Below are 20,217 nucleotides of genomic sequence, written 5' to 3'. Positions count from 1 at the left end.
GTGTTTCAGCAGCGCCGATACCGCTGTCAGCGCGAGAAGCTGCCGCTGGGCATCGGTGCCGGGAATGGCGACGCTGCCGGCTCGGTCTGTTGTGCGGCAGGCGGCGGCGGTGCAGCCTGCTGCGCCGACGGGGACTCTTCTTTTGGCAGGGACGTGGCCCGCCGATGAACGAGACGCTTGGGCTTGCTGGGCGCGGCGGCGGCAGTGCCGGCATCAGCGGCGGCGGCCTCGGCGCCACCGGACGAGCCGTTTGCTGCGCCCTGTTGTCGCGCCCGCCCCGATTCCGGCGCCGGTGCCGTGGCAGGCTGAGCTTGCTGAAGCTCGCCGTCGCTCTTGTAAAGATCCTTCGGCACGCCTTGCTCGATGCCCGGAACGCCACCCGGGAAAACCGGCTGGCGGTTACCCTGCATCTTCTTCTTCGTATCGAGGAAGCCGAGCAAATCGGACGGATCCCAATTGTTCAGGCCGCCACTACCGCAACCAGCCAGCACGCCGCACAGCGAAATCAGAACAGCGAAAGTCAATAGGCGTTGCGAGCGGCGCATCGACGGTTCTCGTTCAAGCTTGAGTTCGACAAACCTGCTCAGCTCTTCGCAACCGGCGGCAGCAAAGCTTGCAGGGCTTCGGCGCGGTTGCGCAGGCTGGACGGCGTCTGGCCGTCCTCGCTGATCATGTCGAGCCACTTCCGTGCAGCCGTGGTGTCGTCGTTGCGCCAGGCGGATAACGCCAAAAGCTCGCGCGCGGTATGGCGAAAGGTCGCCTCGGGCGCAGTCGTCGGCTCGAGCCGCTGCAGCATGTTGTTGTAGGTTTCGGTGTCCACCAGCAATCCGGCGGCGCGCACCCGCGCAAGATCACGCTCGGCGCTGCTGAACCCGCTGTCGGCGGCAATCGCATCATAAAGTTTCACCGCTGCATTGACGTCATGCTTGGCGGCTTCAGCAGCGGCGCGAAGCCGCGACAGATTACGATATCCGGGCGGTGCGGTCTCCGCCAGTTTGGTGAAAGCCGCTTCCGCTTCGGCATGCTTGTTTTGATCGGCCAGCGCAGCCGCCGCTTCAAAGGTCGAACTGGCCTCGGCGGCCTTCTGGGTCTGGAGATATTGGTATCCACGCCAACCGCCGACAGCGGCAATCACGAGAATGATAGCGGCAATGATTAGCGCCGAATAGCGGCTCCAAATTCTCTGGACCTGTTCGCGACGCAGCTCATCATCAATTTCACTAAATATCTCAGTCACTTACTGCTATCCCCGCTTCCCCAAACCACAGCGCCGCGCCGCGCGCGCCCCCACCAATAGCGACCGCGATATCGTAGCGATATGGCACCGACAAGGCAAAAGCGAGTCCGATCGGCTAAAGCGTTTTCTTCACGCGAACCGGATTCCATCCTCGGGTCAAGCCCGAGGACATGACGCTACGGTGAGGCTCGACTGCCGGAGTTCCTGTGTCACGAAGAACGCGATGCCAAGCGGTACTTTTCATGCTGACAACACCGTCCCAGCTTCACTTGTCTTCATCCACGCTGTTCGATGAACAACAGGTTGACGTCGCGTAAGGCCGGAACGGTGTTACGAAATACGCTTGGCGAAGCAGGCCAGCCGTCAAAGCGTTTTCAGATATTCGAGAAGAGCTTTCTTGTCAGCATCCGGCAGGCTCGTCCCAAATTCGTGACCGCAACGGCTGTTGCCTGAGTTCAGATCGTCGCAACCGGTTGTTTCGCGAACATTGCCGGCCTGGGCCTGATTTAAAGCAATGCCAATGTTATTCACGTCATAGTCGGGACCGATCGCAAAACGCTGCTGCCGTTGGCTTGCAGGCTTGAGCAACTCGGCAAGACTCGCGACCGAGCCATTGTGCAGGTACGGAGCGGCCGCCCATATGCCGTAGAGAACCCGCGATTCATAGGCGCCCTTCGGGGGCGTTGGGGCTGCAGCGTCCGTTTTCGAGCTTGAGCTTCCAGCATCCATGTCGAGTCGAAGACGGGTTTCAGGAGTTGCAGCGGCGTCGGGAAACCTGAATGCACCCGGCAAGTCCTGCAAGACGGTTGGGAGTCGAGTGGCATCGACAGGCTCGGACGCGCCCTGCGCGACCTCGGGCTTGGCAGAAACACCAAGGGCTCGTGGTGAGGTGCCTTTCGAAAAGCTCAGGACGTGCTCTCCGATCGTGCCTATCACCGAGGTCGAAAGGATGTTGAATGCGAGGTCGGTTTCTTTCAGAGGCTTGGTCGCGAACGGAATGTAAGCACCTTTCAGGACTCCCGATTTGGCCGTCCATCCCAGGATATCGTATTCACGCGTGTCCGTCCCGACGTTCTGAATTGGCGTCGCCCAGGTCTGCTGAAATGGGAAACGCTCCGTGCCGGCTTTTTGGCCATGGCATTCCTGGCAGCCGCCATCAGCAGCCGACCGTTCAAAGATCGTTTTGCCCTTGGCCGCCAGCGCGGTGTCGACGGACCATGGCCATTTCGGCGGCCCGATTTTCTTTGCCAGATCCTCAAGCTTTTGCAGCCCGTCAAAATTCACCGAATTATTGTTCAGGAAGTCGATAAACAGGCCATCGTGCGTCGGCTGGAAGTTGCCGAACACGCCCATCACTTCACCAACATTCCGAGCCAGCCCGAGGATATCACTCCCGTTATCGGCGAATCCGGGCCACTGCGTCTTGTCCTGTTTTGGCGCGTTCCAGAGAAAAGGATAGCGTACCGGCGCATCGGCTCTGTGAATGTTTTCGGGGATCAAAAATGTCGGCTCCGGGCCGATGCCCAACCCCGTCACGCGATTGAAGATCATGCCGACTGCATCGAGGCGCCCCAATCCCCAGGCGGGGTTCGGAAGAGATCGATCAATGATGGTGTGGTATCGCACGTACCATGCATCGACGTCGCTCCGCAGCGCGGCGACTTTATTGCTATCGGGCTTGGCCGTCTGAAGGACAGACGCTGCAAATGCATTGAACGCGGCATCGTCGGACGTTGCCCGCGCCATCGCCTTATCGAGATCGCTTAAGAACGTTTGGAAATCGACGAGCGCCGGCCCGCCATCGATACGATACTGCCGTTCTGCGACCTTGATCTGGCGGGTGTGACAGGCGGAGCACGTCATCCCGACAACCTTCGCGCCCGTCGGGCCTGATGCATAAAAACCGACAGGAAGCTCCTGCGAAGCATCGAGCGCCGGCAAATATCCGTATCGTGTCAGCCCGCCGGAAAGAAAGGGAGCCCCGTCAGCTTGCTTGAGTGCCTTGAGCCACGCCAATGGAATGAGGCGCGAACCTTGATCGCGCGTGTAGAAATCGGTGCGGCTAGGCATATCCCAAGCTGAGCCTTGGTCAACGAATACCGGACCAGACTCGTCGGCAAAGGATGAGGTGGCGAGAGGAAAATTCAGGAGGACGAGGGCCAGAATAAGAGTTCGCATCTGTGCTCCGAGCGCACAGCCATTTAGGGCTGCCATGTTGTTGTTGACACACCGCAAGCGAGCGGTGGACGTTACTTCGCACGGATAGCGTGTTCTCGCAATGGTTGATACAACAAGAAAATTCTAGTCAAGCGATCATAAACTTGATGGGGAGTTCGAACCGGCCATGGCGATCTAGCTCTTCGGCTTCATCGCATAAACGTGTTCGGGACCGGGAAAGGCGCGGCTACGCACGTCGCGTGCATAGCCTTCGATCGCGGCCTCGATCATGGGGCCGAGTTCGCCATAGCGCCGGACAAATTTCGGCGCTCGCGGCGACAAGCCGAGCATGTCCTCCAACACCAGCACCTGGCCGTCGCAGGCGGGACTGGCACCGATGCCGATCGTCGGGATCGCCACCGTTTCCGTGATCTTGCGCGCCAACGGCTCCGCAACCGCTTCGATCACCATCGAGAACGCGCCCGCCTCCGCCACGGCACGCGCATCGTCCTCGATCGGCTGCCAAGTTCCTTCCTCGCGTCCCTGCGCACGAAATGAGCCGAGCGTGTTGATCGATTGCGGTGTCAGGCCGACATGCCCCATGACGGGAATTCCGCGCTCGGAAAGAAATGCAATGGTCTCCGCCATCTTCACGCCGCCTTCGAGCTTCACCGCGCCGCAAAGCGTCTCCTTGAGAAGGCGCGCGGCGGAATGAAACGCCTGCTCCTTCGAGGCCTCATACGAGCCGAACGGCATGTCCACCACGACCAATGCATGTTGTGACCCGCGCATCACCGCGCGGCCCTGCAGGATCATCATGTCGAGCGTGACCGGCACGGTGGTCTCGAAACCGTGCATCACGTTACCCAGACTGTCGCCGACCAGGATGACATCGCAATAGCGGTCGACCAGTGCTGCTGTATGAGCATGATACGAGGTCAGCATCACGATTGGATCGCTGTTCTTGCGAGCGCGAATGTCGGGTGCTGTCCTGCGACTGATGGTCGACTGAATCGACATCTCAGGCTCCGAAGACGGGAACGCCGACAACGTACGGATGGAAGAGAGCGCCGAGTGCAAGATAAAGGACGAGGCCAACGATAACCGCAATCACGTCGTTGCGAACCCCGCCGACTGGAATCGGTAGGCCGCTTGGATCCGAGCGGCGTTTGAGCGAAATGCGATCGATAACCGCCCAAGCAAGAATCGATCCGAACAAAATGATCGAGCCGAGATCTCCGTTGGCGAGCAGATGCGCCGTCGCCCACAGCTTCACCCCTACCAACAACGGATGCTTCAGCTTCGCGTAGATACGGCCGCGGATATAGGACGCGACCATAAGAATGATAGCGGGCAGAATCAGCGCTTCCGCGATGTGCTTCATCACGCGCGGCGGATGCCAGACGTCGATCCAGCCGGTGGCGCGATAGTCCAGGAATCCCCACACAATCAGCGCGACACCAACCGCGGAGATCAGCGAAAACCCGACCTTGTATGGTCCTTCGCCATAGGACGAGATTAACCGCGCACGAAAATCGCGCTTAGTTGCCGCGAGATGCACCCCGAGGAACACAACAAGGCCAGCAATCATCACGAGTAGTCCCATCGTATCCTCCTATGAGCTGGTCTCGATTAACATTTTTGAGGAGTTTCAGGCAACACGGCGCAATAACAGAGGCAAACACGTTTTCGTCGCAACAACACCTAGCAATCACCTAAAAAAAACGAAGAACGCCAGCGCACGATCACCGCTCCACCAAACCAGATGGAGCTTTCAATGAACGTCAGACTTCTCGTCGCCGCCGCCGCTATCACAGCCTTTGGAGTTGCCGGTGCCCAGGCCCAGCAGCTCTCACCCCAGGGTCAAGCACAGCAGAACGACAGCATTCGTGGCAGCGCAGGAGCGTCCGGATCCGCGCATACCCAGAAGGTTCATCCGAAAGGATCGGCGAAGGGTACGGTCGGCGCGGCGCCAGGGCGCAGCGGGGTCGATGCTGGCGCCTCCGGCTCGGCAGATACGCCGCCTGCGAACATCAATGGCAGCGCCCGCACGGGCGGCTCGATGCGCTAGTGGCTCTAGTGGGACCTTGAATTTGACATTCGCTTGCCGGGTTTGCTGCAAAAGTGGTTATCGAATGTCAAACTCACTCCACTAGTACGCGTTTTTCGGGAAACGGCCGGTCCAGACACCGGCCGTTTTTCGTTGCGGGATTATGCCGACTTCTTCACGTCCTTGACGCTTGAAAAGACGATACCTTCGGCGCGATCTCGTGTGTAGCCAAGATAGAATTCGTTCTTGGCCAGAAATACCGGGTCGCCATCGACGTCGTCAGCGACGCCGGAGCCGTTGGCGGCGATGAAGGCATCGAGCTTCTTGCGGTCGTCGGATGAAATCCAGCGCGCAAGCTGAAATTCGCAGATTTCGAAATCCACCGGCAGCGAATATTCGGCATCGAGCCGAGCTTTCAGCACATCCAGCTGCAACATCCCGACAACGCCGACGAGAGCAGGCGCGCCGTCGCGCGGGCGGAAAACCTGCACCACGCCCTCCTCCGACATCTGCTGCAGTGCCTCCTTCAGCTTTTTCGCCTTCATCGCATCGGTTAGCCTCACTCGCCGCACGATTTCCGGCGCGAACGACGGCACACCTACAAAGGTGACATCCTCACCTTCGGTCAGGGTATCGCCGATCCGCAACGTACCATGATTGGGAATGCCGACCACGTCGCCGGCGAAAGCCTCATCCGCAATGGCGCGATCCTGCGCAAAGAAGAACTGCGGCGACGACAGCGGCATCGGCTTGCCGGTGCGCACCAGCTTCGCCTTCATGCCGCGCGTGAGCTTGCCGGAACATAGACGCGCAAAGGCGATGCGGTCGCGATGATTGGGATCCATGTTCGCTTGAATCTTGAATACGAAGGCGGTCATGCGCGGCTCATCGGCCTCGACCTTGCGCAGATTGGACTCCTGCGCGCGCGGAGGAGGCGCGAACTTTCCGAGTCCTTCCAGAAGATCACCGACGCCGAAATTGCGCAGCGCCGAGCCAAAATACACCGGGGTTAGGTGCCCCTCGCGAAATGCCTCAAGCTCGAACGGCTTGCAGGCTTCGGTTACCAGCGCCAGTTCCTCCCTGACCTCATCGACATTCAGATTGGCGTTGCGCGCCGCGAGATCTGCGATGTCGATCCGTTCGGCCGCGCCGGTCTTGGCGCCGCTGCCCTCGAGCAGGCGGATGCCGCCGGTCGCAATATCGTAGGTACCGAGAAAATCGCGGCCGCGTCCGACCGGCCATGTCATCGGAGTGGTATCGAGCGCCAAAGTCTTCTCAATCTCGTCCAGCAACTCGAAGGTATCGCGGCTCTCCCGATCCATCTTGTTGATAAAGGTGATGATCGGGATATCACGCAGACGGCAGACCTCGAACAGCTTTCGGGTGCGCGCCTCGATGCCCTTTGCCGCGTCGATCACCATGACGGCCGAATCCACCGCGGTCAGGGTGCGGTAGGTGTCCTCGGAAAAGTCCTCGTGGCCAGGCGTGTCCAGCAGGTTAAATACCCGGCCATCGAACTCGAACGTCATCACGGAAGTGACCACCGAGATTCCACGGTCACGCTCGATTTTCATCCAGTCGGAACGGGTATTGCGTCGCTCCCCTTTTGCTTTCACCTGCCCGGCAAGATTGATGGCGCCGCCGAACAGTAGAAGCTTTTCCGTCAGCGTCGTCTTGCCGGCATCCGGATGCGAGATGATCGCGAAAGTGCGCCGGCGCGCGACTTCGGCCGCCAATGGCGAGCGCGGAGACGTGTCAGTCTGCAAAGCGAGGTCGGACATCAGCGAGCGTGTGGCAGGGAAAATCGGCCGGATCAAGGGGTTTCCATCCCGTACCTCAAGCGCCGCCGGGAGCTTGCCGGGCGCTCCCGCCTGCCCCATATCAAGGCTGGGGAAGGACGACCTTCCATCTCACACGACCACTGCGGGGACGGCCCTGCCTCATGATTTGGGAGGGCCTTATGGCCTGGTTTTTGTTGCTCGCCGCCGGATTGATGGAAGTTGGCTGGGCGATCGGCCTTAAATACACTGAAGGATTCACGCGGCTAATGCCGTCGGTGCTGACATTGACGGCTATGGCGATCAGCATGGCGTTGCTCGGACTGGCGCTCAAAACGCTTCCGATCGGTACCGCCTACGCGGTCTGGACCGGCATCGGCGCGGTCGGAACCGCAATTCTCGGCATCGTGCTATTCGGTGATCCGGCGACGATGGCGCGGCTCGCCTGCATCGGCCTCATCGTCGCCGGAATCGCCGGGCTAAAGCTTGTTACTTGACGAATGCCACGACCCAATAGGCCAGCGCGGCGACGATTGCCGATGCGGGAATGGTGATGACCCACGCATAGACGATGGAACTGGCGACGTTCCAGCGTACCGCGGACAACCGCCGCGCCGCGCCGACGCCCACGATGGAGCCGGTGATGGTGTGGGTCGTCGATACCGGGACGCCGAGAAACGTCGCCATGAATAGTGTGGCCGCGCCGCCGGTCTCCGCGCAGAAGCCCTGCATCGGCGTCAGCTTGGTGATACGAAGACCCATCGTCCGCACGATCCGCCAGCCGCCCATTAGGGTTCCCAGCGCCATTGCAGCCTGACAGGACAGCACCACCCAGAACGGTACGCTGAATTCGCTGCCGAGATAACCTTGCGAAAACAGCAGCACGGCAATGATGCCCATGGTCTTCTGCGCGTCATTCCCACCATGGCCCAACGAATAAAGCGAAGCCGAAAAAAACTGAAAAATGCGGAATGCGCGATCGACCGCGAAAGGCGTCGAGCGCACCGATAGCCATGAGACGATGGCGACCAGCACCAGCGCAAGCAGAAAACCAACCAGCGGCGATAATACGATCGCAAGTAACGTCTTCGACAGACCGCTCCAGACCGCCGCCGAAAGACCGGCTTTGGCGATGCCTCCACCGACCAGACCACCGATCAGGGCGTGCGAGCTGCTTGACGGAATCCCGAGTCCCCAGGTGACCACGTTCCAGACAATGGCGCCAACCAGCGCAGCGAAGATCACCTGCGCGTCAATCACATTCGGATCTATGATTCCGGTGCCGATGGTATTTGCGACATGCAGACCGAATACCATGAAGGCGACAAAGTTGAAGAACGCCGCCCAGACCACCGCGTATTGCGGTCGCAGCACTCGGGTGGAGACGATGGTCGCGATCGAATTCGCGGCGTCGTGCAGTCCGTTCAGGAAATCGAACAGCAGCGCGACGGCGATCAGGCCGACAAGGACCGGAAGACCAATGGCGTCCACGGTGCGGCCCTGCCCTATACCTGCTCGATGACGATGCTGCTGATCTCGTTGGCTACGTCATCGAAGCGGTCCGCGACCTTCTCCAAGTGATCGTAGATCTCGACACCGACAATGAAGTCCATGGCATTGGCGTTGCGGTGCTTCAAGAAAAGCTCCTTCAGGCCGATATCGTGCAGATCATCGACACGGCCTTCCAGCTTGCCCAGTTCCTCGGTGATTGCCATCAGCATCGCGACGTTGTTGCTGATCGACTCCAGCAACGGCAGCGCCCGATGGACCAGATTGGCACATTCCACGATCAGCGTACCTATCTCACGCATCGGCGGCTCAAAGCTGAGCACCTCGAACAGCACCACGGCCTTCGCCGTCTGCTGCATCTGGTCGATGGCGTCATCCATCGAAGTGATCAGGTTTTTAATGTCGACGCGATCGAATGGCGTGATGAAGGTGCGCCGAACCGCCGTCAGCACCTCGCGCGTGATGCCGTCCGCATCGTTTTCAAGCTGGCTGACCCGCTGGCAAAAAACCGGCGTTTCTTCACCACCCTTCAGCATTCCCTGAAGCGCAGCTGCCCCCTGCACAACTGTCTGCGAATGACGGGCAAATAAATCGAAAAAGCGCTCCTCTTTCGGCAGAAAGGACCGGAACAAACGCAGCATCGCAACATCCACTTTGCAGACAAGAACCGGGCCGCCAGTCCGGATCGCAGGGATGTCATAAACCATTTCCGGCAAAGGTGGGCAATCGGCATCGCAACCGCCGGGATCATCCACCGGTTTATGGGCCTCCTGCCCGGATGATGGATTCACAACGATTGCTTGAAATCATGAGCAATTTCGCTGACCACCGCTGCGGCGGACCATCGCGCAGACGACGAAAATCGCGACTGGATCACCGTGACCCGTTCACGCCGGCGATGTGAAGAAAATTAGCGAAGCAGCCCTTTCACTTCGCCTTCGGCAGTCGAAGCTCTTTTTCATAGACCTCAGGCTTGAAGCCGACGAGCAGCTTGCCACCGGCCTCCAGCACAGGTCGTTTGATCATCGAAGGCTGTTCAATCATGAGTGCCAATGCGCGGGCTTCCGTCAATCCCGCCTTCTCCACATCCGGCAATTTGCGAAACGTGGTGCCGGCGCGGTTGAGCAATGTTTCCCAGCCGAGCTTTGCGACCCATCTTTTGAGCCGGGCGTCATCGATGCCAGCCGTCTTGTAGTCATGAAAGTTGTAGCCGATGCCATGATCGTCGAGCCACGCGCGCGCCTTCTTCATGGTGTCGCAGTTCTTGATGCCGTAGATGGTGTTGGTCAACGCAAGGCGCTCCGGAGATTGTTGTATTATGAAGCGGATGTATAAGGAGATTTCGGTGCTGACGAAACTACTTGCCGCACTCATCGTACTCTGGGGCCTCGCCGGATCGGCGATCGCGGAGCCTGACGAGGACGCTGTGCGCGATCTGCTCCATTCGACCTTCGACAAGCCGGAAGCAAAGCTGGATGTCGCGCCTGTGGTCGCCCTGGCAGGCTATGCGATTGCGGGCTGGACGCAGGGCGAGACCGGCGGGCGGGCGCTCCTCCGTAACAAGCACGGACGCTGGACCATAGTCCTCTGCGCGGGAGACGAAATCAGGAGCGCCGAGGCCTTGCGGCATGCCGGCATTGCCCCTGATGTCGCAAACGCACTCGCCCAAGCGCTCGCGAAAGCCGAGCAAACGGTTCCGGCCGACCGGCTTGCAATGTTTGCCCGGTTTGAGGGGCTGCTGCGGATGGACGAGGCGGGCAACCACCCTCCGGCTCATGATCGGGCGCACTGATCAACGGTAAAAGGACAAAGGCGGCTTTCGCCTCGGGATTTGGCGGAGACGGCTTTCACCGGTTGCATGCCGCAAATCGGCTGCTATACCGCAGCATCCCGCTTACCTGCGCTCGTTCGCAGGAGTGAGCCACAGGAGAGACTGATGTCCGACAAACAAGACCCCTCGTCGGGATTCCAGTATGGCCTCGCCAACTTGAAGCCCGCCTCGCCCACCGACAACGTTGTTCTCACCTTCCCCGACGGTGCGGAACGTGAGTTTCCGAGAAACATCACCGGCCTGGAAATCGCCAAGGGAATCTCGCCATCGCTGGCGAAGCGAACGGTGGCAATGGCGCTCGACGGCGTTGTCAGCGATCTTGTCGATCCGATCGAACAGGATGCAAAAATCGAATTCATCAGCCGCGACGACCCTCGCGCGCTGGAACTAATTCGCCATGACGCCGCGCATGTGCTGGCGGAAGCCGTGCAAACACTTTGGCCGGGCACGCAAGTGACCATCGGCCCCGTGATCGAGAACGGATTCTATTACGACTTCTTCCGCAACGAGCCGTTCTCGGTCGAGGATTTTGCCGCGATCGAGAAAAAAATGCGCGAGATCATCGCGCGCGACAAGCCTTTCACCAAGGACGTCTGGGATCGCGAAAAGACCAAGCAGGTATTCCGCGACAAGGGCGAGGCCTTCAAGGTCGAACTCGTCGACGCCATCCCCGGCAACGAGCCGATCAAGATCTACTACCAGGGCGACTGGTTCGATCTCTGTCGCGGCCCGCACATGACCTCCACCGGCAAGATCGGCAACGCTTTCAAGCTGATGAAGGTGGCAGGCGCGTACTGGCGCGGCGACAGCAATAATCCGATGCTGACGCGCATCTACGGCACGGCGTTTGCTAAGCAGGAAGACCTCGATGCCTACCTCAAGCAAATCGAGGAAGCCGAGAAACGCGACCACCGAAAGCTCGGCCGCGAACTCGACCTGTTCCACTTCCAGGAGGAAGGTCCAGGCGTGGTGTTCTGGCACGCCAAGGGCTGGACCATCTTCCAGGCCGTGATCGCCTATATGCGCCGCCGCCTCACCGGCGACTACGACGAGGTCAATGCGCCGCAAATGCTCGATAAGTCGCTATGGGAGACCTCGGGCCACTGGGAATGGTATCGCGAGAACATGTTCGCGGCGCAGTCGGCCGGCGACGAGGCTGAGGACAAGCGCTGGTTCACGATCAAGCCGATGAACTGTCCGGGCCACGTGCAACTCTTCAAGCACGGGCTCAAAAGCTACCGCGACCTGCCGCTGCGGCTCGCCGAGTTCGGCGTGGTCCATCGCTACGAGCCGTCGGGCGCCATGCACGGCCTGATGCGCGTGCGCGGCTTCACGCAGGACGACGCGCACATCTTCTGCACCGAGCAGCAGCTCGCCGACGAGTGCCTCAAGATCAACGAACTGATCCTTTCGACCTATGCCGATTTCGGTTTCGACGGCGATCTGACGGTGAAACTCTCGACACGCCCCGAGAAGCGGGTGGGCTCGGACGCGGCGTGGGATCACGCCGAAGCGGTGATGGCGGATGTTCTCAAGCGCATCGCCGCATCAAACAACCGGGTCAAGACTGAGACCAATCCCGGCGAAGGCGCATTCTACGGACCGAAGTTCGAATACGTGCTGCGCGACGCCATCGGCCGCGACTGGCAATGCGGCACAACGCAAGTGGACTTCAATCTGCCAGAGCGGTTCGGCGCATTCTACATTGACGCCGATGGCGGCAAGAAGGCACCCGTGATGGTGCATCGCGCGATCTGCGGATCGATTGAACGCTTCATCGGCATCTTGATCGAGCACTTTGCCGGCCACTTTCCGCTTTGGCTCGCGCCGGTGCAGGCGGTCGTCACCACCATTACTTCGGATGGTGATGAATACGCCAGGGAAGTCGCAGCCGCAGCGCGGCGTGCGGGGCTTCGCGTCGAAATCGATCTGCGCAACGAGAAGATCAACTACAAAGTGCGCGAGCACTCGCTAGCGAAAATTCCTGCTTTGCTCGTCGTCGGCAAGAAGGAAGCTGAGACCAAATCGGTTTCCATCCGCCGTCTCGGTAGCGATGGCCAGAAGGTGATGCCAACCGGTGAGGCCATTGCCGCGCTTGTGGAGGAAGCCATGCCGCCGGACATCCAACACCGCAAGATACCGCAGTAGCTGCGGGCTTCGAAAAAGATACGTATCAGTTACATGCCGGCAAGCTTTGCCAAGGAACACGCGCCCGCCCGCAAATAGATCGATCACAATCGCGTCCCCCCTTGCGCGAGCCAAGCGGGCGGCAGCAAGTTCAACGAGAGCACTTATGTCCGATATTATCGAATTCCTGCGCACCCGCCGCTCGGTCAAGCCACGCGACATGAGCGGGCCCTGCCCCTCGGCTGAGGAGATCGATATCATCCTCACCATCGGCGCGCGCGTGCCTGATCACGGCAAGATAACGCCTTGGCGATTCATCGTGTTCGAAGGCGATGCACGCGCCCGCGCCGGCGACGTCATCGCTCGTGTCTACGCGAGCAAGAATCCGTCGGCACCGAAGGAGGAAGTCGAAATCGAAAAGCGCCAGTTGATGGAAGCGCCCCTGGTAATCGGTGTGGTGAGTTGCATAAAGCAACACCCCAGTGTGCCGTCGTGGGAGCAGGTGTTGTCGGCAGGGGCCAGCGCCATGAATATCGTCACGGCCGTCACCGCGCTCGGCTATGGAGCGAACTGGCTGACTGGCTGGTTCGCCTACGATCGCGACGTGCTCGACGGCCTCGGGTTAAAGTCGGACGAAAGATTCGCGGGCTTTATTCATATCGGCACGCCGACCAAGCCCAGCAAGGACCGGCCTCGTCCAGCCCTGTCGGATATCGTCACCCGATTCTAGCGGTTCGAGCATTCGCATCTCGTGGCGGGCGCTGGCCGATCACTCCGTTTCCGATCTCTTGAGTGTCTTGTCTCGTTCTTCGAGCCAGAGCACGATCTGGTTTGCGGTGACAGATCCGACGCCCGGCTCGGACAACAATTCATCCCAGGTGTAGGCGGTTGCGATCTCGACGAGATAGCGACTGCGCTTGGCGACGGTCCGGCCACCGAGCGAGGCGTAGCGGCCATGAAGCAACGCCTCCACGGCCCGACGCGGCAGGTTGCGGCGCGGAGCTTTCTCGCTCGGCTTGGGGCAGAACGCCCGCACGTCGTGCTCCTCGATATCGAGCTGCGCGGCGATGCGGCGATGATCCATACCGAGCGTGCGCAGGATCGCCACCTCGTCGCGGAGCCATGAGAGGAAGCGACGCCGGTTGTAATCGCGTTGAGGCGGCGGCGATTCCTGCTGGACGGAGAGATCATCCTTAACCAGCGTCAGCATGGGCAATCTCCCGATTTGGTGGATGTTTGACTCAACTGCGTTGCAACCCTGGCCTGTCTTTTGATTGAGCATGATCTCGTCAAAACCGGTTCTCTCGACTGTCGCTATTTTGCGAGTTCTGTTGCGCGCGCCAACGCGGGACCGAAGCCGTTGAGCGAGACGTTGAAGGTGACGGCCTCGTTGCTGGAGAGGTTGAGCGAGGCGACCACGAGTTTCGTGCCCTTGCGCATGGCGTCGGTGGCGGCGGCGGGGAAATTCACCGGCAACAGGCAGCCCTGCGGCACGCAGGTGGAGAAGCGCAGTCCCTTTCCAAGGTCTTTGTCGTCGAGCTTGAGCACCGCGCCGGCGTCGAGATTGAGCCCGAACGGCATCAGGATGGTGCCATCGACCTTGCCGCCCACGGCAGGGTTCAGTTCGATGGCGTAGACGCGCCTGCCGGTTTCCTTGTTGCCCTGCGCTTGCGACAACAAGCATTGCTTGCGCCGCTCGATGATCCGGCAATCGACGGTCCAGTCGCCGAAGGTCTCGTTCACCGACGAGGCCCCGTTCGGCAGCGTTGCTGCTGATGTGGCTGGCTGCTGCACCGCCGGTTGCTGGGCCTGGGCCGCAGTCATCGTTGCTGTGATCGCGGCAGCGAGGGTGAACAGGCGTGTTCGTGTGAGATTGGCTGACATCATCGACTGAACCTGATTGGAACGGCGAGTGTGATTGAACCGCCGCCGACATCGGGCGGCGGGGCGGGAACGGGACTGGCGCGGCGCGGCAGCGAGGCGGCTTCTGCGTCGAGCGCGGAGTCGCCGGCCGAGCGCACCAGGCGTGCCGACAGCACGCGGCCGGAGCGGTCGATCGTGAACGCAACCGTCGCAACCCCCGCACCCGCCGCACCGGACGGGAAACGCTTGTGGCGGTTGAGATGCGCCATCAGCGCGCCGCGCCAGGAGCTCGGCGACATCGACGAGGCCATGCCTTCCGCGGGCGCGGCGGCGCGATCGGCGCGCTGCGCCTGTGAACTCTGCGGTGCGGTGGTGCGCGGCGCCTTCTTCTTTTTCTTCTTCGGCTTCGGTTTCGGCGGCTCCGTCTTGGCCGGCAGCACCACCTCCGCCTTCTCCACCTTCGGCGTCGGCGGCGGCTTGAGCTCGGCCTCCTTCACTTCCGGCGGCGTCGGATCTGGCTTCTCCTCGACCGGCTTCTCCGGTTCGGGCTGCTCCTCCTCGGCCTCCTCCATCTGCGGCCCCGGCGCGATGTCCTGCTGCGGCACCTCCGGCGCCACCGCCAGCGGCGCCAGCTCCATCATGATCGCGGCCGGCGGATCGCCCGGCGTCTCGGCCTGCGCCGGCCAGTGCAACGCCAGCCAGATGCCGCCGGCGTGCACCGCGACCACCGCAAGCCCGGCCGCGGTCCAGCGCAGCGCCGCGGCCCTGGTCACCGCGCCTTCCGGCCGCCCGTCCGGATCGCGCCAATCGATCCTCATGGCTTGGTAGCCGCCGCTGGCGCACTGCTACCGGCGGCCACGCTACCTGCTTGCACCTGTCCGGTATCCTCCAGCCCAACCAGCGCGATCTTGAGATAGCCGGCCTCGCGCAACAGGTTCATCACCTTCATCAGCTCGTTGTAAGCCACCGTCCCGTCGGCGCGCAGAAACACCCGCTGCTCGCGGTCATTGCTGGTCTGCTGATCGAGCGTTGCCTGAAGGGTATTGCGCGGCACCTCGTCGTTGCCGAGCGCCAGCGTCAGATCCTGCTTCACCGTCAAAAATACCGGCTTGTCGGGACGCGGCTGCGGCTGTGCATTCGACACCGGCAGGTCGACCGCGACATCCACCGTCGATAACGGCGCAGCCACCATGAAGATGATCAAAAGCACCAGCATCACATCGATGAACGGGGTGACGTTGATTTCGCTCAGCTCGTCGATGCCGCCGTCCTGCGGGTTCTTCAGAGATACCGCCATGAGGGCTCACTCCGCAGCGGAGCGGCCGCGCGACAGCGGCACCACGGACGGTCCAAGCCCCCGCTCCTGACGTTCCAGGTCGCGCGAGATGTGCTGAATGATCTCGCCGGAGGCATCCGACAGCAGCGCCCGGTAGCTCGAAAACGCACGCGCGAACACGTTGTAGATGATCACCGCCGGAATCGCGGCGACGAGCCCGAGCGCGGTCGCAAGCAAGGCTTCGGCGATGCCCGGCGCCACCACCGCAAGATTGGTGGTCTTGGAATGCGAGATGCCGATAAAGGAGTTCATGATGCCCCACACCGTGCCGAACAGCCCGACGAACGGCGCGGTCGCCCCGATGGTCGCAAGCAAGCCCGTGCCGCGGGCGATGTCGCGCCCCGACTTGGCCTCGATCCGCGACAGCGCGATGGCCAGACGCTCCTTGATGCCCTCAGAGGACAGATCGTTCGAGCGCCTGCATTCGTTCTCCGCCGCCTCCATCAGATCAGACACCGGGCCCTTGCCGGTCCACCCCTCAGAGATCTCTGCCCGTGCCGCCGCAAGAGTGTCGGCGCGCTCCAGCTTGCGCAAGCAGCTCTGTGCCCGCCGCCGCGAAGCCGCCAGATCCAGCCCCCGCGCCAGCCAGATCGTCCACGTCACCAGCGACGCAAACGCCAGACCGATCATCACCGCCTTCACAATGATGTCGGCCTGCATGAACATGCCCCACGGCGACAGGTCTTGCGGAAGCGTGGAGGACGAGGCATCCGATGCTGGCGCGGCAGCCGGCGCAGCTGATTGATCCAGAGGCGCGGCCGCGTCAGACGATGCCGCCGGTGCCTCCCCGGACGAAGCTTCAGCCGCAGGTACACCCGAAGAAGACGACGGCGTGGGCGATGTCACCGACGACGGCGGTGTCGTTGGCGATGCGGACGATGGCTGCGCGGACGGCTGCATCGGCGTCGATGCTGCTTGGGAAGACATCGGCACTGACGATGATGGCTGCGTCGGTAACGCCGACCGCGGTGAAGGCTGCGTCGCGGGATGCGCCGACGGCCCAGATCCCGCCGCAGCCGGATGCTCCCTCTGCTGCTGCGCAGTCGCCGGCGCCGCAATCGCCAGAACGGCGAGCGCGACGACAAACCCAAGACGTGTCGCCCTTGTTACAAATCCCGTCATGATTCCCCGTTCCTTGTTCCTATTGACTTGACAGCGCCACGACAGGATCAAGCCGCGCCGCGCGAAACGCCGGCATGAAGCCGAACAGCGTTCCCATAACCACTGCCCCCGTTACCGCGCCGATCGCTGCCGTGATCGAGAAAATTACCGTCATGCCGAACAGTGTGGCTGCGGCTATTCCGATCAGCACGCCGAGCAGCAACCCGAACACGCCACCGATTGCCGACAAAACGATCGCCTCGGTCAGGAACTGGCCCAGGATGTCCGCGGTCCTGGCCCCGATCGCGGCACGGACACCGATTTCCCTGGTGCGCTCGGCCACGGTGATCAGCATGATGTTCATGATGCCGATACCGCCGACCAGCATCGAAATCGCGGCGATGGCGCCGAGCAAAAGATTACTTGAGCGGCGCTCATCCTCGGCCTTGCGGAAGGCGGACGCCGCATCGTGCAGCCAAAAATCCTCGCGACCGTGGCGGCGGATCAACAGCGACTTGATGGCGTCCTTGGTCTGTTGCAGACGGGACATATCGGCGATGGAGACAACGATCTCCGACAGCTCGTCCTTACCATAGAGTCGCATCGCAGCCGTCCGAAGCGGCATCACCACGTTATTGTCCCGATCCATGCCCTTCTCGGAAAGGCCCTTGGACTCGAGCGCGCCGGTGACAAGAAATGGAATGTTGTTGACCAAAACGTGGCTGCCGGAAGGATCGGCGATATTGGGAAACAGTTTTAACGCGAGGGTCGCACCGAGCAACATCACGGCGTTGCCGCTGATCTCATCCTCCTTCGTAAAGAACATTCCCTTCGCCGTATCCCAGTTGTGAACCGTCCGAAACTCGGCCGTGGTGGCGATTACTTCGGCGTTCATATCCGTGTTGGCGTGCCGCAATATGCCGGCTTCCCACAAGGCCGGCATCGACCCGGACACGTTGGCAAGATCCTTGATCGCCTCGGCATCGGCGAGAGTCAGCGGCATGCTGGTCACTGCGGATTCGCCCGCACGGCTGACCACCAACCAGTTGGTGCCGATGGCGGAGGCCCGCTCCATGAACGACGCCTGCGCGCCGCGCCCGATCGCCATCATGGCGACGACGGAAGCAACGCCGATGACGATGCCGCTCAGGGTCAGCGCCGTACGAACCGGATTGACCGCAAGCGCGGCGAAGGCAGAGCGGGCCGCTTCCTCCAGCCAGGCCCACAGCGGCGGCGAGGTGCCATTCGCATGCCGTGCAGCAACGGCAACCGAGGAGCGCGGAACCCTTCCAGCGTCGCGACCGCTGTCAGAGGCGATCAGTCCGTCCTCGATCCGGATGATGCGCTCAGCCGCGGCGGCTACGTTCGAGTCGTGAGTGATGAGGATGATCGTGTGCCCGGCGCCGGCAAGCTCTTTCAGGATCCCCAGTACTTCCGTGCCGCTTTTGCTGTCCAACGCGCCCGTCGGCTCGTCAGCGAGGATCACCGCGCCACCGTTCATCAGCGAGCGCGCGATCGAGACACGCTGCTGCTGGCCGCCCGAGAGCTGCGACGGCCGATTGAACATGCGCGTGGCAAGGCCGAGCCGCGCCAGCAGTGCGGACGCGCGGCGATGACGATAAGCGCGGGGCGCGCCGGCATGAACCGCCGGCATCTCGACATTGCCTAGCGCGCTTACTGTCGAGATCAAATGATACTGCTGGAAGATGAAACCAAAGGAATTGCGACGCAGCGCAGCGAGACCGTCACGATCGAGCCCGGCGACATCCTGTCCCGCAAAACGGTAGATGCCCTGCGTCGGCCGGTCGATCAGGCCGATGATATTCATCAGCGTCGACTTGCCGGATCCGGAGGCGCCGACGATGGCGACGAACTCGCCGGAATAGATCGACAGCTCGACGCCGCGCAGCGCGCGGGTAACAACATCGCCGCTACGATAGGAGCGGCAAATGCCCGTCAGGTCGATGAGCGGAACATGCGATGCGTTCATGACTCCACCCTCAGCTTAGCGGGCGGACCGGACGCCTTCACGCCCGTGATGATCCGTTCGCCACCGGCGAGGCCGCTCGTGACTTCACTGAGGAAGCGGGTCCGGGCACCAGTCTCGACCTTGCGGACGGCGATGGTCCCGTCTCCCTGAAGAACGCGAACCTCGCTTTTTTCGTTGAGCGACGACACTGGAATGACCAGGGCGTTTTGCGCCGCGGCGGTGACGAAAAATACCTGTGCGGTCATTCCGGCTTTCAAGCCGCCATCCTTGTTGGGAACGTCGAACAGCGCCGTGTAGAGTACGACATTGCCCGATTGCGTTGCAGCCTTGGCCTCGACCTTCTTGTCGGGCCGGCGCGGCGCCGGCTGGATTTGCCGGAGCGTTGCATGCCACTTGCGGTCCGGCCGGCCCAATGTGGTGAACCACAGCGGCATGCCTTCACGCAGCTTGACGACGTCGGCTTCGGACACATCTGTCCACACCGTCATGGTATCGAGGTCGGCGATTTGCAGCACCAGCGGCGTATCATAGTTCGCGTTGAGGGTCTGCCCCTCCTTCGCGTCCAACGAAACCACGGTGCCCGCCATCGGCGCGGTGATACGGGCGAAGCGCAATGCTGTTTTTTGCGCGTGAAGATCGGCCTGCATCTGACGGATGCGGGCTTTGGAAGCGTCGATACGAGCGATCAGGATGTCGCGGTCGCGCTCCGCCGTCTCAAAAGCGACTTTCGAAACTGCGCTGCTCTGAGACAGCGTCAGGTGGCGCTCGGCATTGCGTTTTGCAAACGCAAGCCCGGCTTCCTGCTCGGCGAGTTCGGCGGTCAACCGCGCGACGTCCGCCTCAATGCCCTCGACCTTGGCCGCCTGCATCTCGGCGTCGATCTCCGCCACGACCGCCCCCGCGGTCACCTCGTCGCCAACGGCAACGTGAAGACGCTTCAACTGGCCGGACACCTGCGCGCCGACATCGACATAAGCGCGCGGCTGTATTTTACCGGTCGCGGCAACGGTGCTCTCGATGTCCTGCCGCGTGACGGCAACGGTCTCATAAAGGCTGTCCGGCGACGGCGCGCGGAATCCCATGAAAGCAAGGGTGCCGAGCACAGCCAGTGTGACAACGCTCACCCCCAGGACGAGCCGCCGAGAACCGCGCGTTCGCCGCGCCGGCGCGGTCCAGGCCGGCAGCAGCGTCACGCCATCGACATCGTCAGGAGGCACCGGGGCGTTCATCGTCGGCAT

The 20,217-nt window shown here is 61.6% G+C and carries 22 protein-coding genes; 6 read left to right on the top strand and 16 right to left on the bottom strand.

Annotation, left to right across the window (positions count from 1 at the left end; all coding sequences use genetic code 11):
* Positions 1-26: 26 nt before the first annotated feature.
* The 5 genes from AC1RT6_RS01415 to AC1RT6_RS01395 form a co-directional block, all read right to left on the bottom strand.
* Entirely contained in the window at positions 27-545 is a 519-nt protein-coding gene (locus AC1RT6_RS01415; RefSeq protein ID WP_079447106.1) for a hypothetical protein, read from the bottom strand.
* 38 nt (positions 546-583) lie between these two features.
* Positions 584-1,237 carry a tetratricopeptide repeat protein gene (locus AC1RT6_RS01410; protein ID WP_309775017.1) on the bottom strand — a complete coding sequence of 218 codons (654 nt, stop codon included), beginning with the start codon at positions 1,235-1,237 and terminating at the stop codon, positions 584-586.
* Positions 1,238-1,600: 363 nt separating this feature from the next.
* Positions 1,601-3,415 (bottom strand): di-heme-cytochrome C peroxidase, encoded by a 1,815-nt coding sequence (locus AC1RT6_RS01405; RefSeq protein WP_079447187.1) that lies wholly within the window; start codon positions 3,413-3,415, stop codon positions 1,601-1,603.
* Positions 3,416-3,589: 174 nt separating this feature from the next.
* Positions 3,590-4,414, bottom strand: a complete 825-nt coding sequence (gene panB / locus AC1RT6_RS01400) for a 3-methyl-2-oxobutanoate hydroxymethyltransferase (protein ID WP_079447108.1) — start codon at positions 4,412-4,414, stop codon at positions 3,590-3,592.
* A 1-nt stretch (position 4,415) separates the two neighbouring features.
* Positions 4,416-5,000 carry an NnrU family protein gene (locus tag AC1RT6_RS01395; RefSeq protein ID WP_079447109.1) on the bottom strand — a complete coding sequence of 195 codons (585 nt, stop codon included), beginning with the start codon at positions 4,998-5,000 and terminating at the stop codon, positions 4,416-4,418.
* 171 nt (positions 5,001-5,171) lie between these two features.
* On the opposite strand from AC1RT6_RS01395, the gene AC1RT6_RS01390 reads away from it, so the two are divergent.
* Positions 5,172-5,465, top strand: coding sequence for a hypothetical protein (locus tag AC1RT6_RS01390; protein WP_244553490.1), 294 nt, complete (start codon positions 5,172-5,174; stop codon positions 5,463-5,465).
* Between the two features lie 140 nt (positions 5,466-5,605).
* Here AC1RT6_RS01390 and AC1RT6_RS01385 read toward each other — a convergent pair whose 3' ends face one another.
* A complete protein-coding gene (locus AC1RT6_RS01385) occupies positions 5,606-7,225 on the bottom strand; it encodes a peptide chain release factor 3 (protein WP_079447188.1) in 1,620 nt (539 codons plus the stop codon).
* A gap of 179 nt (positions 7,226-7,404) precedes the next feature.
* On the opposite strand from AC1RT6_RS01385, the gene sugE reads away from it, so the two are divergent.
* Complete coding sequence (gene sugE, locus AC1RT6_RS01380) at positions 7,405-7,719, top strand: quaternary ammonium compound efflux SMR transporter SugE (RefSeq protein WP_079447111.1); 315 nt, start codon at positions 7,405-7,407, stop codon at positions 7,717-7,719.
* On the opposite strand, the gene AC1RT6_RS01375 is transcribed toward sugE, so the two are convergent.
* The 3 genes from AC1RT6_RS01375 to AC1RT6_RS01365 all read right to left on the bottom strand — a co-directional run bounded on the left by AC1RT6_RS01375 (position 7,712) and on the right by AC1RT6_RS01365 (position 10,021).
* Positions 7,712-8,713: an inorganic phosphate transporter gene (locus tag AC1RT6_RS01375; protein WP_079447112.1), complete on the bottom strand. Its 1,002-nt coding sequence runs from the start codon at positions 8,711-8,713 to the stop codon at positions 7,712-7,714. The genes sugE and AC1RT6_RS01375 overlap by 8 nt on opposite strands.
* A 14-nt stretch (positions 8,714-8,727) precedes the next feature.
* The gene (locus AC1RT6_RS01370) at positions 8,728-9,372 is read right to left on the bottom strand and encodes a DUF47 domain-containing protein (protein WP_079447189.1); all 645 of its coding nucleotides are present in this window, start codon (positions 9,370-9,372) and stop codon (positions 8,728-8,730) included.
* Positions 9,373-9,658: 286 nt separating this feature from the next.
* Complete coding sequence (locus tag AC1RT6_RS01365) at positions 9,659-10,021, bottom strand: ArsC family reductase (protein ID WP_079447113.1); 363 nt, start codon at positions 10,019-10,021, stop codon at positions 9,659-9,661.
* Positions 10,022-10,049: 28 nt separating this feature from the next.
* Between AC1RT6_RS01365 and AC1RT6_RS01360 the strand changes: the two genes are divergently transcribed.
* The 3 genes from AC1RT6_RS01360 to AC1RT6_RS01350 all read left to right on the top strand — a co-directional run bounded on the left by AC1RT6_RS01360 (position 10,050) and on the right by AC1RT6_RS01350 (position 13,419).
* The gene (locus tag AC1RT6_RS01360) at positions 10,050-10,523 is read left to right on the top strand and encodes a copper uptake system-associated protein (protein WP_244553491.1); all 474 of its coding nucleotides are present in this window, start codon (positions 10,050-10,052) and stop codon (positions 10,521-10,523) included.
* A 144-nt stretch (positions 10,524-10,667) separates the two neighbouring features.
* Positions 10,668-12,710: a threonine--tRNA ligase gene (gene thrS / locus AC1RT6_RS01355; protein ID WP_472790114.1), complete on the top strand. Its 2,043-nt coding sequence runs from the start codon at positions 10,668-10,670 to the stop codon at positions 12,708-12,710.
* 145 nt (positions 12,711-12,855) lie between these two features.
* The gene (locus AC1RT6_RS01350; RefSeq protein ID WP_079447116.1) at positions 12,856-13,419 is read left to right on the top strand and encodes a nitroreductase family protein; all 564 of its coding nucleotides are present in this window, start codon (positions 12,856-12,858) and stop codon (positions 13,417-13,419) included.
* Between the two features lie 39 nt (positions 13,420-13,458).
* On the opposite strand, the gene AC1RT6_RS01345 is transcribed toward AC1RT6_RS01350, so the two are convergent.
* The 5 genes from AC1RT6_RS01345 to exbB all read right to left on the bottom strand — a co-directional run bounded on the left by AC1RT6_RS01345 (position 13,459) and on the right by exbB (position 16,554).
* A complete protein-coding gene (locus AC1RT6_RS01345; RefSeq protein ID WP_079447117.1) occupies positions 13,459-13,899 on the bottom strand; it encodes a hypothetical protein in 441 nt (146 codons plus the stop codon).
* A gap of 104 nt (positions 13,900-14,003) precedes the next feature.
* Positions 14,004-14,576: an invasion associated locus B family protein gene (locus tag AC1RT6_RS01340; protein ID WP_472790118.1), complete on the bottom strand. Its 573-nt coding sequence runs from the start codon at positions 14,574-14,576 to the stop codon at positions 14,004-14,006.
* On the bottom strand, positions 14,573-15,370 hold the full coding sequence (locus AC1RT6_RS01335) for an energy transducer TonB family protein (RefSeq protein ID WP_079447118.1): 798 nt from the start codon (positions 15,368-15,370) through the stop codon (positions 14,573-14,575). Before AC1RT6_RS01335 ends, AC1RT6_RS01340 begins: the two co-directional genes overlap by 4 nt.
* Positions 15,367-15,849, bottom strand: a complete 483-nt coding sequence (gene exbD / locus AC1RT6_RS01330) for a TonB system transport protein ExbD (protein WP_079447119.1) — start codon at positions 15,847-15,849, stop codon at positions 15,367-15,369. Before exbD ends, AC1RT6_RS01335 begins: the two co-directional genes overlap by 4 nt.
* A gap of 6 nt (positions 15,850-15,855) precedes the next feature.
* Positions 15,856-16,554, bottom strand: a complete 699-nt coding sequence (exbB, locus tag AC1RT6_RS01325; RefSeq protein WP_493028951.1) for a tonB-system energizer ExbB — start codon at positions 16,552-16,554, stop codon at positions 15,856-15,858.
* 47 nt (positions 16,555-16,601) lie between these two features.
* Here exbB and AC1RT6_RS01320 point away from each other — a divergent pair, with 47 nt between their 5' ends.
* The gene (locus AC1RT6_RS01320; RefSeq protein ID WP_087881165.1) at positions 16,602-17,012 is read left to right on the top strand and encodes a hypothetical protein; all 411 of its coding nucleotides are present in this window, start codon (positions 16,602-16,604) and stop codon (positions 17,010-17,012) included.
* A gap of 17 nt (positions 17,013-17,029) precedes the next feature.
* Here AC1RT6_RS01320 and AC1RT6_RS01315 read toward each other — a convergent pair whose 3' ends face one another.
* Together AC1RT6_RS01315 and AC1RT6_RS01310 are read right to left on the bottom strand one after the other, a co-directional pair.
* The gene (locus AC1RT6_RS01315; protein ID WP_493028949.1) at positions 17,030-18,979 is read right to left on the bottom strand and encodes an ABC transporter permease; all 1,950 of its coding nucleotides are present in this window, start codon (positions 18,977-18,979) and stop codon (positions 17,030-17,032) included.
* Positions 18,976-20,208 carry an efflux RND transporter periplasmic adaptor subunit gene (locus tag AC1RT6_RS01310; RefSeq protein ID WP_244553493.1) on the bottom strand — a complete coding sequence of 411 codons (1,233 nt, stop codon included), beginning with the start codon at positions 20,206-20,208 and terminating at the stop codon, positions 18,976-18,978. Before AC1RT6_RS01310 ends, AC1RT6_RS01315 begins: the two co-directional genes overlap by 4 nt.
* Between the last annotated feature and the right edge of the window lie 9 nt (positions 20,209-20,217).

Source organism: Nitrobacter sp. MLSD-S21 (assembly GCF_058809865.1).
The sequence above is the reverse complement of the archived record's forward strand: the minus strand, read 5'-3'. Positions and strand labels throughout refer to the sequence as shown.

Excerpts from the sequence above, each read along its gene's own strand:
- exbB (WP_493028951.1), bottom strand. The coding sequence starts at position 16,554 with ATGTTCATGCAGGCCGACATCATTGTGAAGGCGGTGATGATCGGTCTG.
- AC1RT6_RS01340 (WP_472790118.1), bottom strand. The coding sequence starts at position 14,576 with ATGATGTCAGCCAATCTCACACGAACACGCCTGTTCACCCTCGCTGCC.
- panB (WP_079447108.1), bottom strand. The coding sequence starts at position 4,414 with ATGTCGATTCAGTCGACCATCAGTCGCAGGACAGCACCCGACATTCGC.
- AC1RT6_RS01345 (WP_079447117.1), bottom strand. The coding sequence starts at position 13,899 with ATGCTGACGCTGGTTAAGGATGATCTCTCCGTCCAGCAGGAATCGCCG.
- AC1RT6_RS01320 (WP_087881165.1), top strand. The coding sequence starts at position 16,602 with ATGCTGGCGCGGCAGCCGGCGCAGCTGATTGATCCAGAGGCGCGGCCG.
- AC1RT6_RS01415 (WP_079447106.1), bottom strand. The coding sequence starts at position 545 with ATGCGCCGCTCGCAACGCCTATTGACTTTCGCTGTTCTGATTTCGCTG.
- AC1RT6_RS01390 (WP_244553490.1), top strand. The coding sequence starts at position 5,172 with ATGAACGTCAGACTTCTCGTCGCCGCCGCCGCTATCACAGCCTTTGGA.
- AC1RT6_RS01370 (WP_079447189.1), bottom strand. The coding sequence starts at position 9,372 with ATGCTGCGTTTGTTCCGGTCCTTTCTGCCGAAAGAGGAGCGCTTTTTC.
- AC1RT6_RS01315 (WP_493028949.1), bottom strand. The coding sequence starts at position 18,979 with ATGAACGCATCGCATGTTCCGCTCATCGACCTGACGGGCATTTGCCGC.
- AC1RT6_RS01395 (WP_079447109.1), bottom strand. The coding sequence starts at position 5,000 with ATGGGACTACTCGTGATGATTGCTGGCCTTGTTGTGTTCCTCGGGGTG.
- thrS (WP_472790114.1), top strand. The coding sequence starts at position 10,668 with ATGTCCGACAAACAAGACCCCTCGTCGGGATTCCAGTATGGCCTCGCC.
- AC1RT6_RS01350 (WP_079447116.1), top strand. The coding sequence starts at position 12,856 with ATGTCCGATATTATCGAATTCCTGCGCACCCGCCGCTCGGTCAAGCCA.
- AC1RT6_RS01360 (WP_244553491.1), top strand. The coding sequence starts at position 10,050 with ATGAAGCGGATGTATAAGGAGATTTCGGTGCTGACGAAACTACTTGCC.
- sugE (WP_079447111.1), top strand. The coding sequence starts at position 7,405 with ATGGCCTGGTTTTTGTTGCTCGCCGCCGGATTGATGGAAGTTGGCTGG.
- AC1RT6_RS01405 (WP_079447187.1), bottom strand. The coding sequence starts at position 3,415 with ATGCGAACTCTTATTCTGGCCCTCGTCCTCCTGAATTTTCCTCTCGCC.
- AC1RT6_RS01335 (WP_079447118.1), bottom strand. The coding sequence starts at position 15,370 with ATGAGGATCGATTGGCGCGATCCGGACGGGCGGCCGGAAGGCGCGGTG.
- exbD (WP_079447119.1), bottom strand. The coding sequence starts at position 15,849 with ATGGCGGTATCTCTGAAGAACCCGCAGGACGGCGGCATCGACGAGCTG.
- AC1RT6_RS01385 (WP_079447188.1), bottom strand. The coding sequence starts at position 7,225 with ATGTCCGACCTCGCTTTGCAGACTGACACGTCTCCGCGCTCGCCATTG.
- AC1RT6_RS01310 (WP_244553493.1), bottom strand. The coding sequence starts at position 20,208 with ATGAACGCCCCGGTGCCTCCTGACGATGTCGATGGCGTGACGCTGCTG.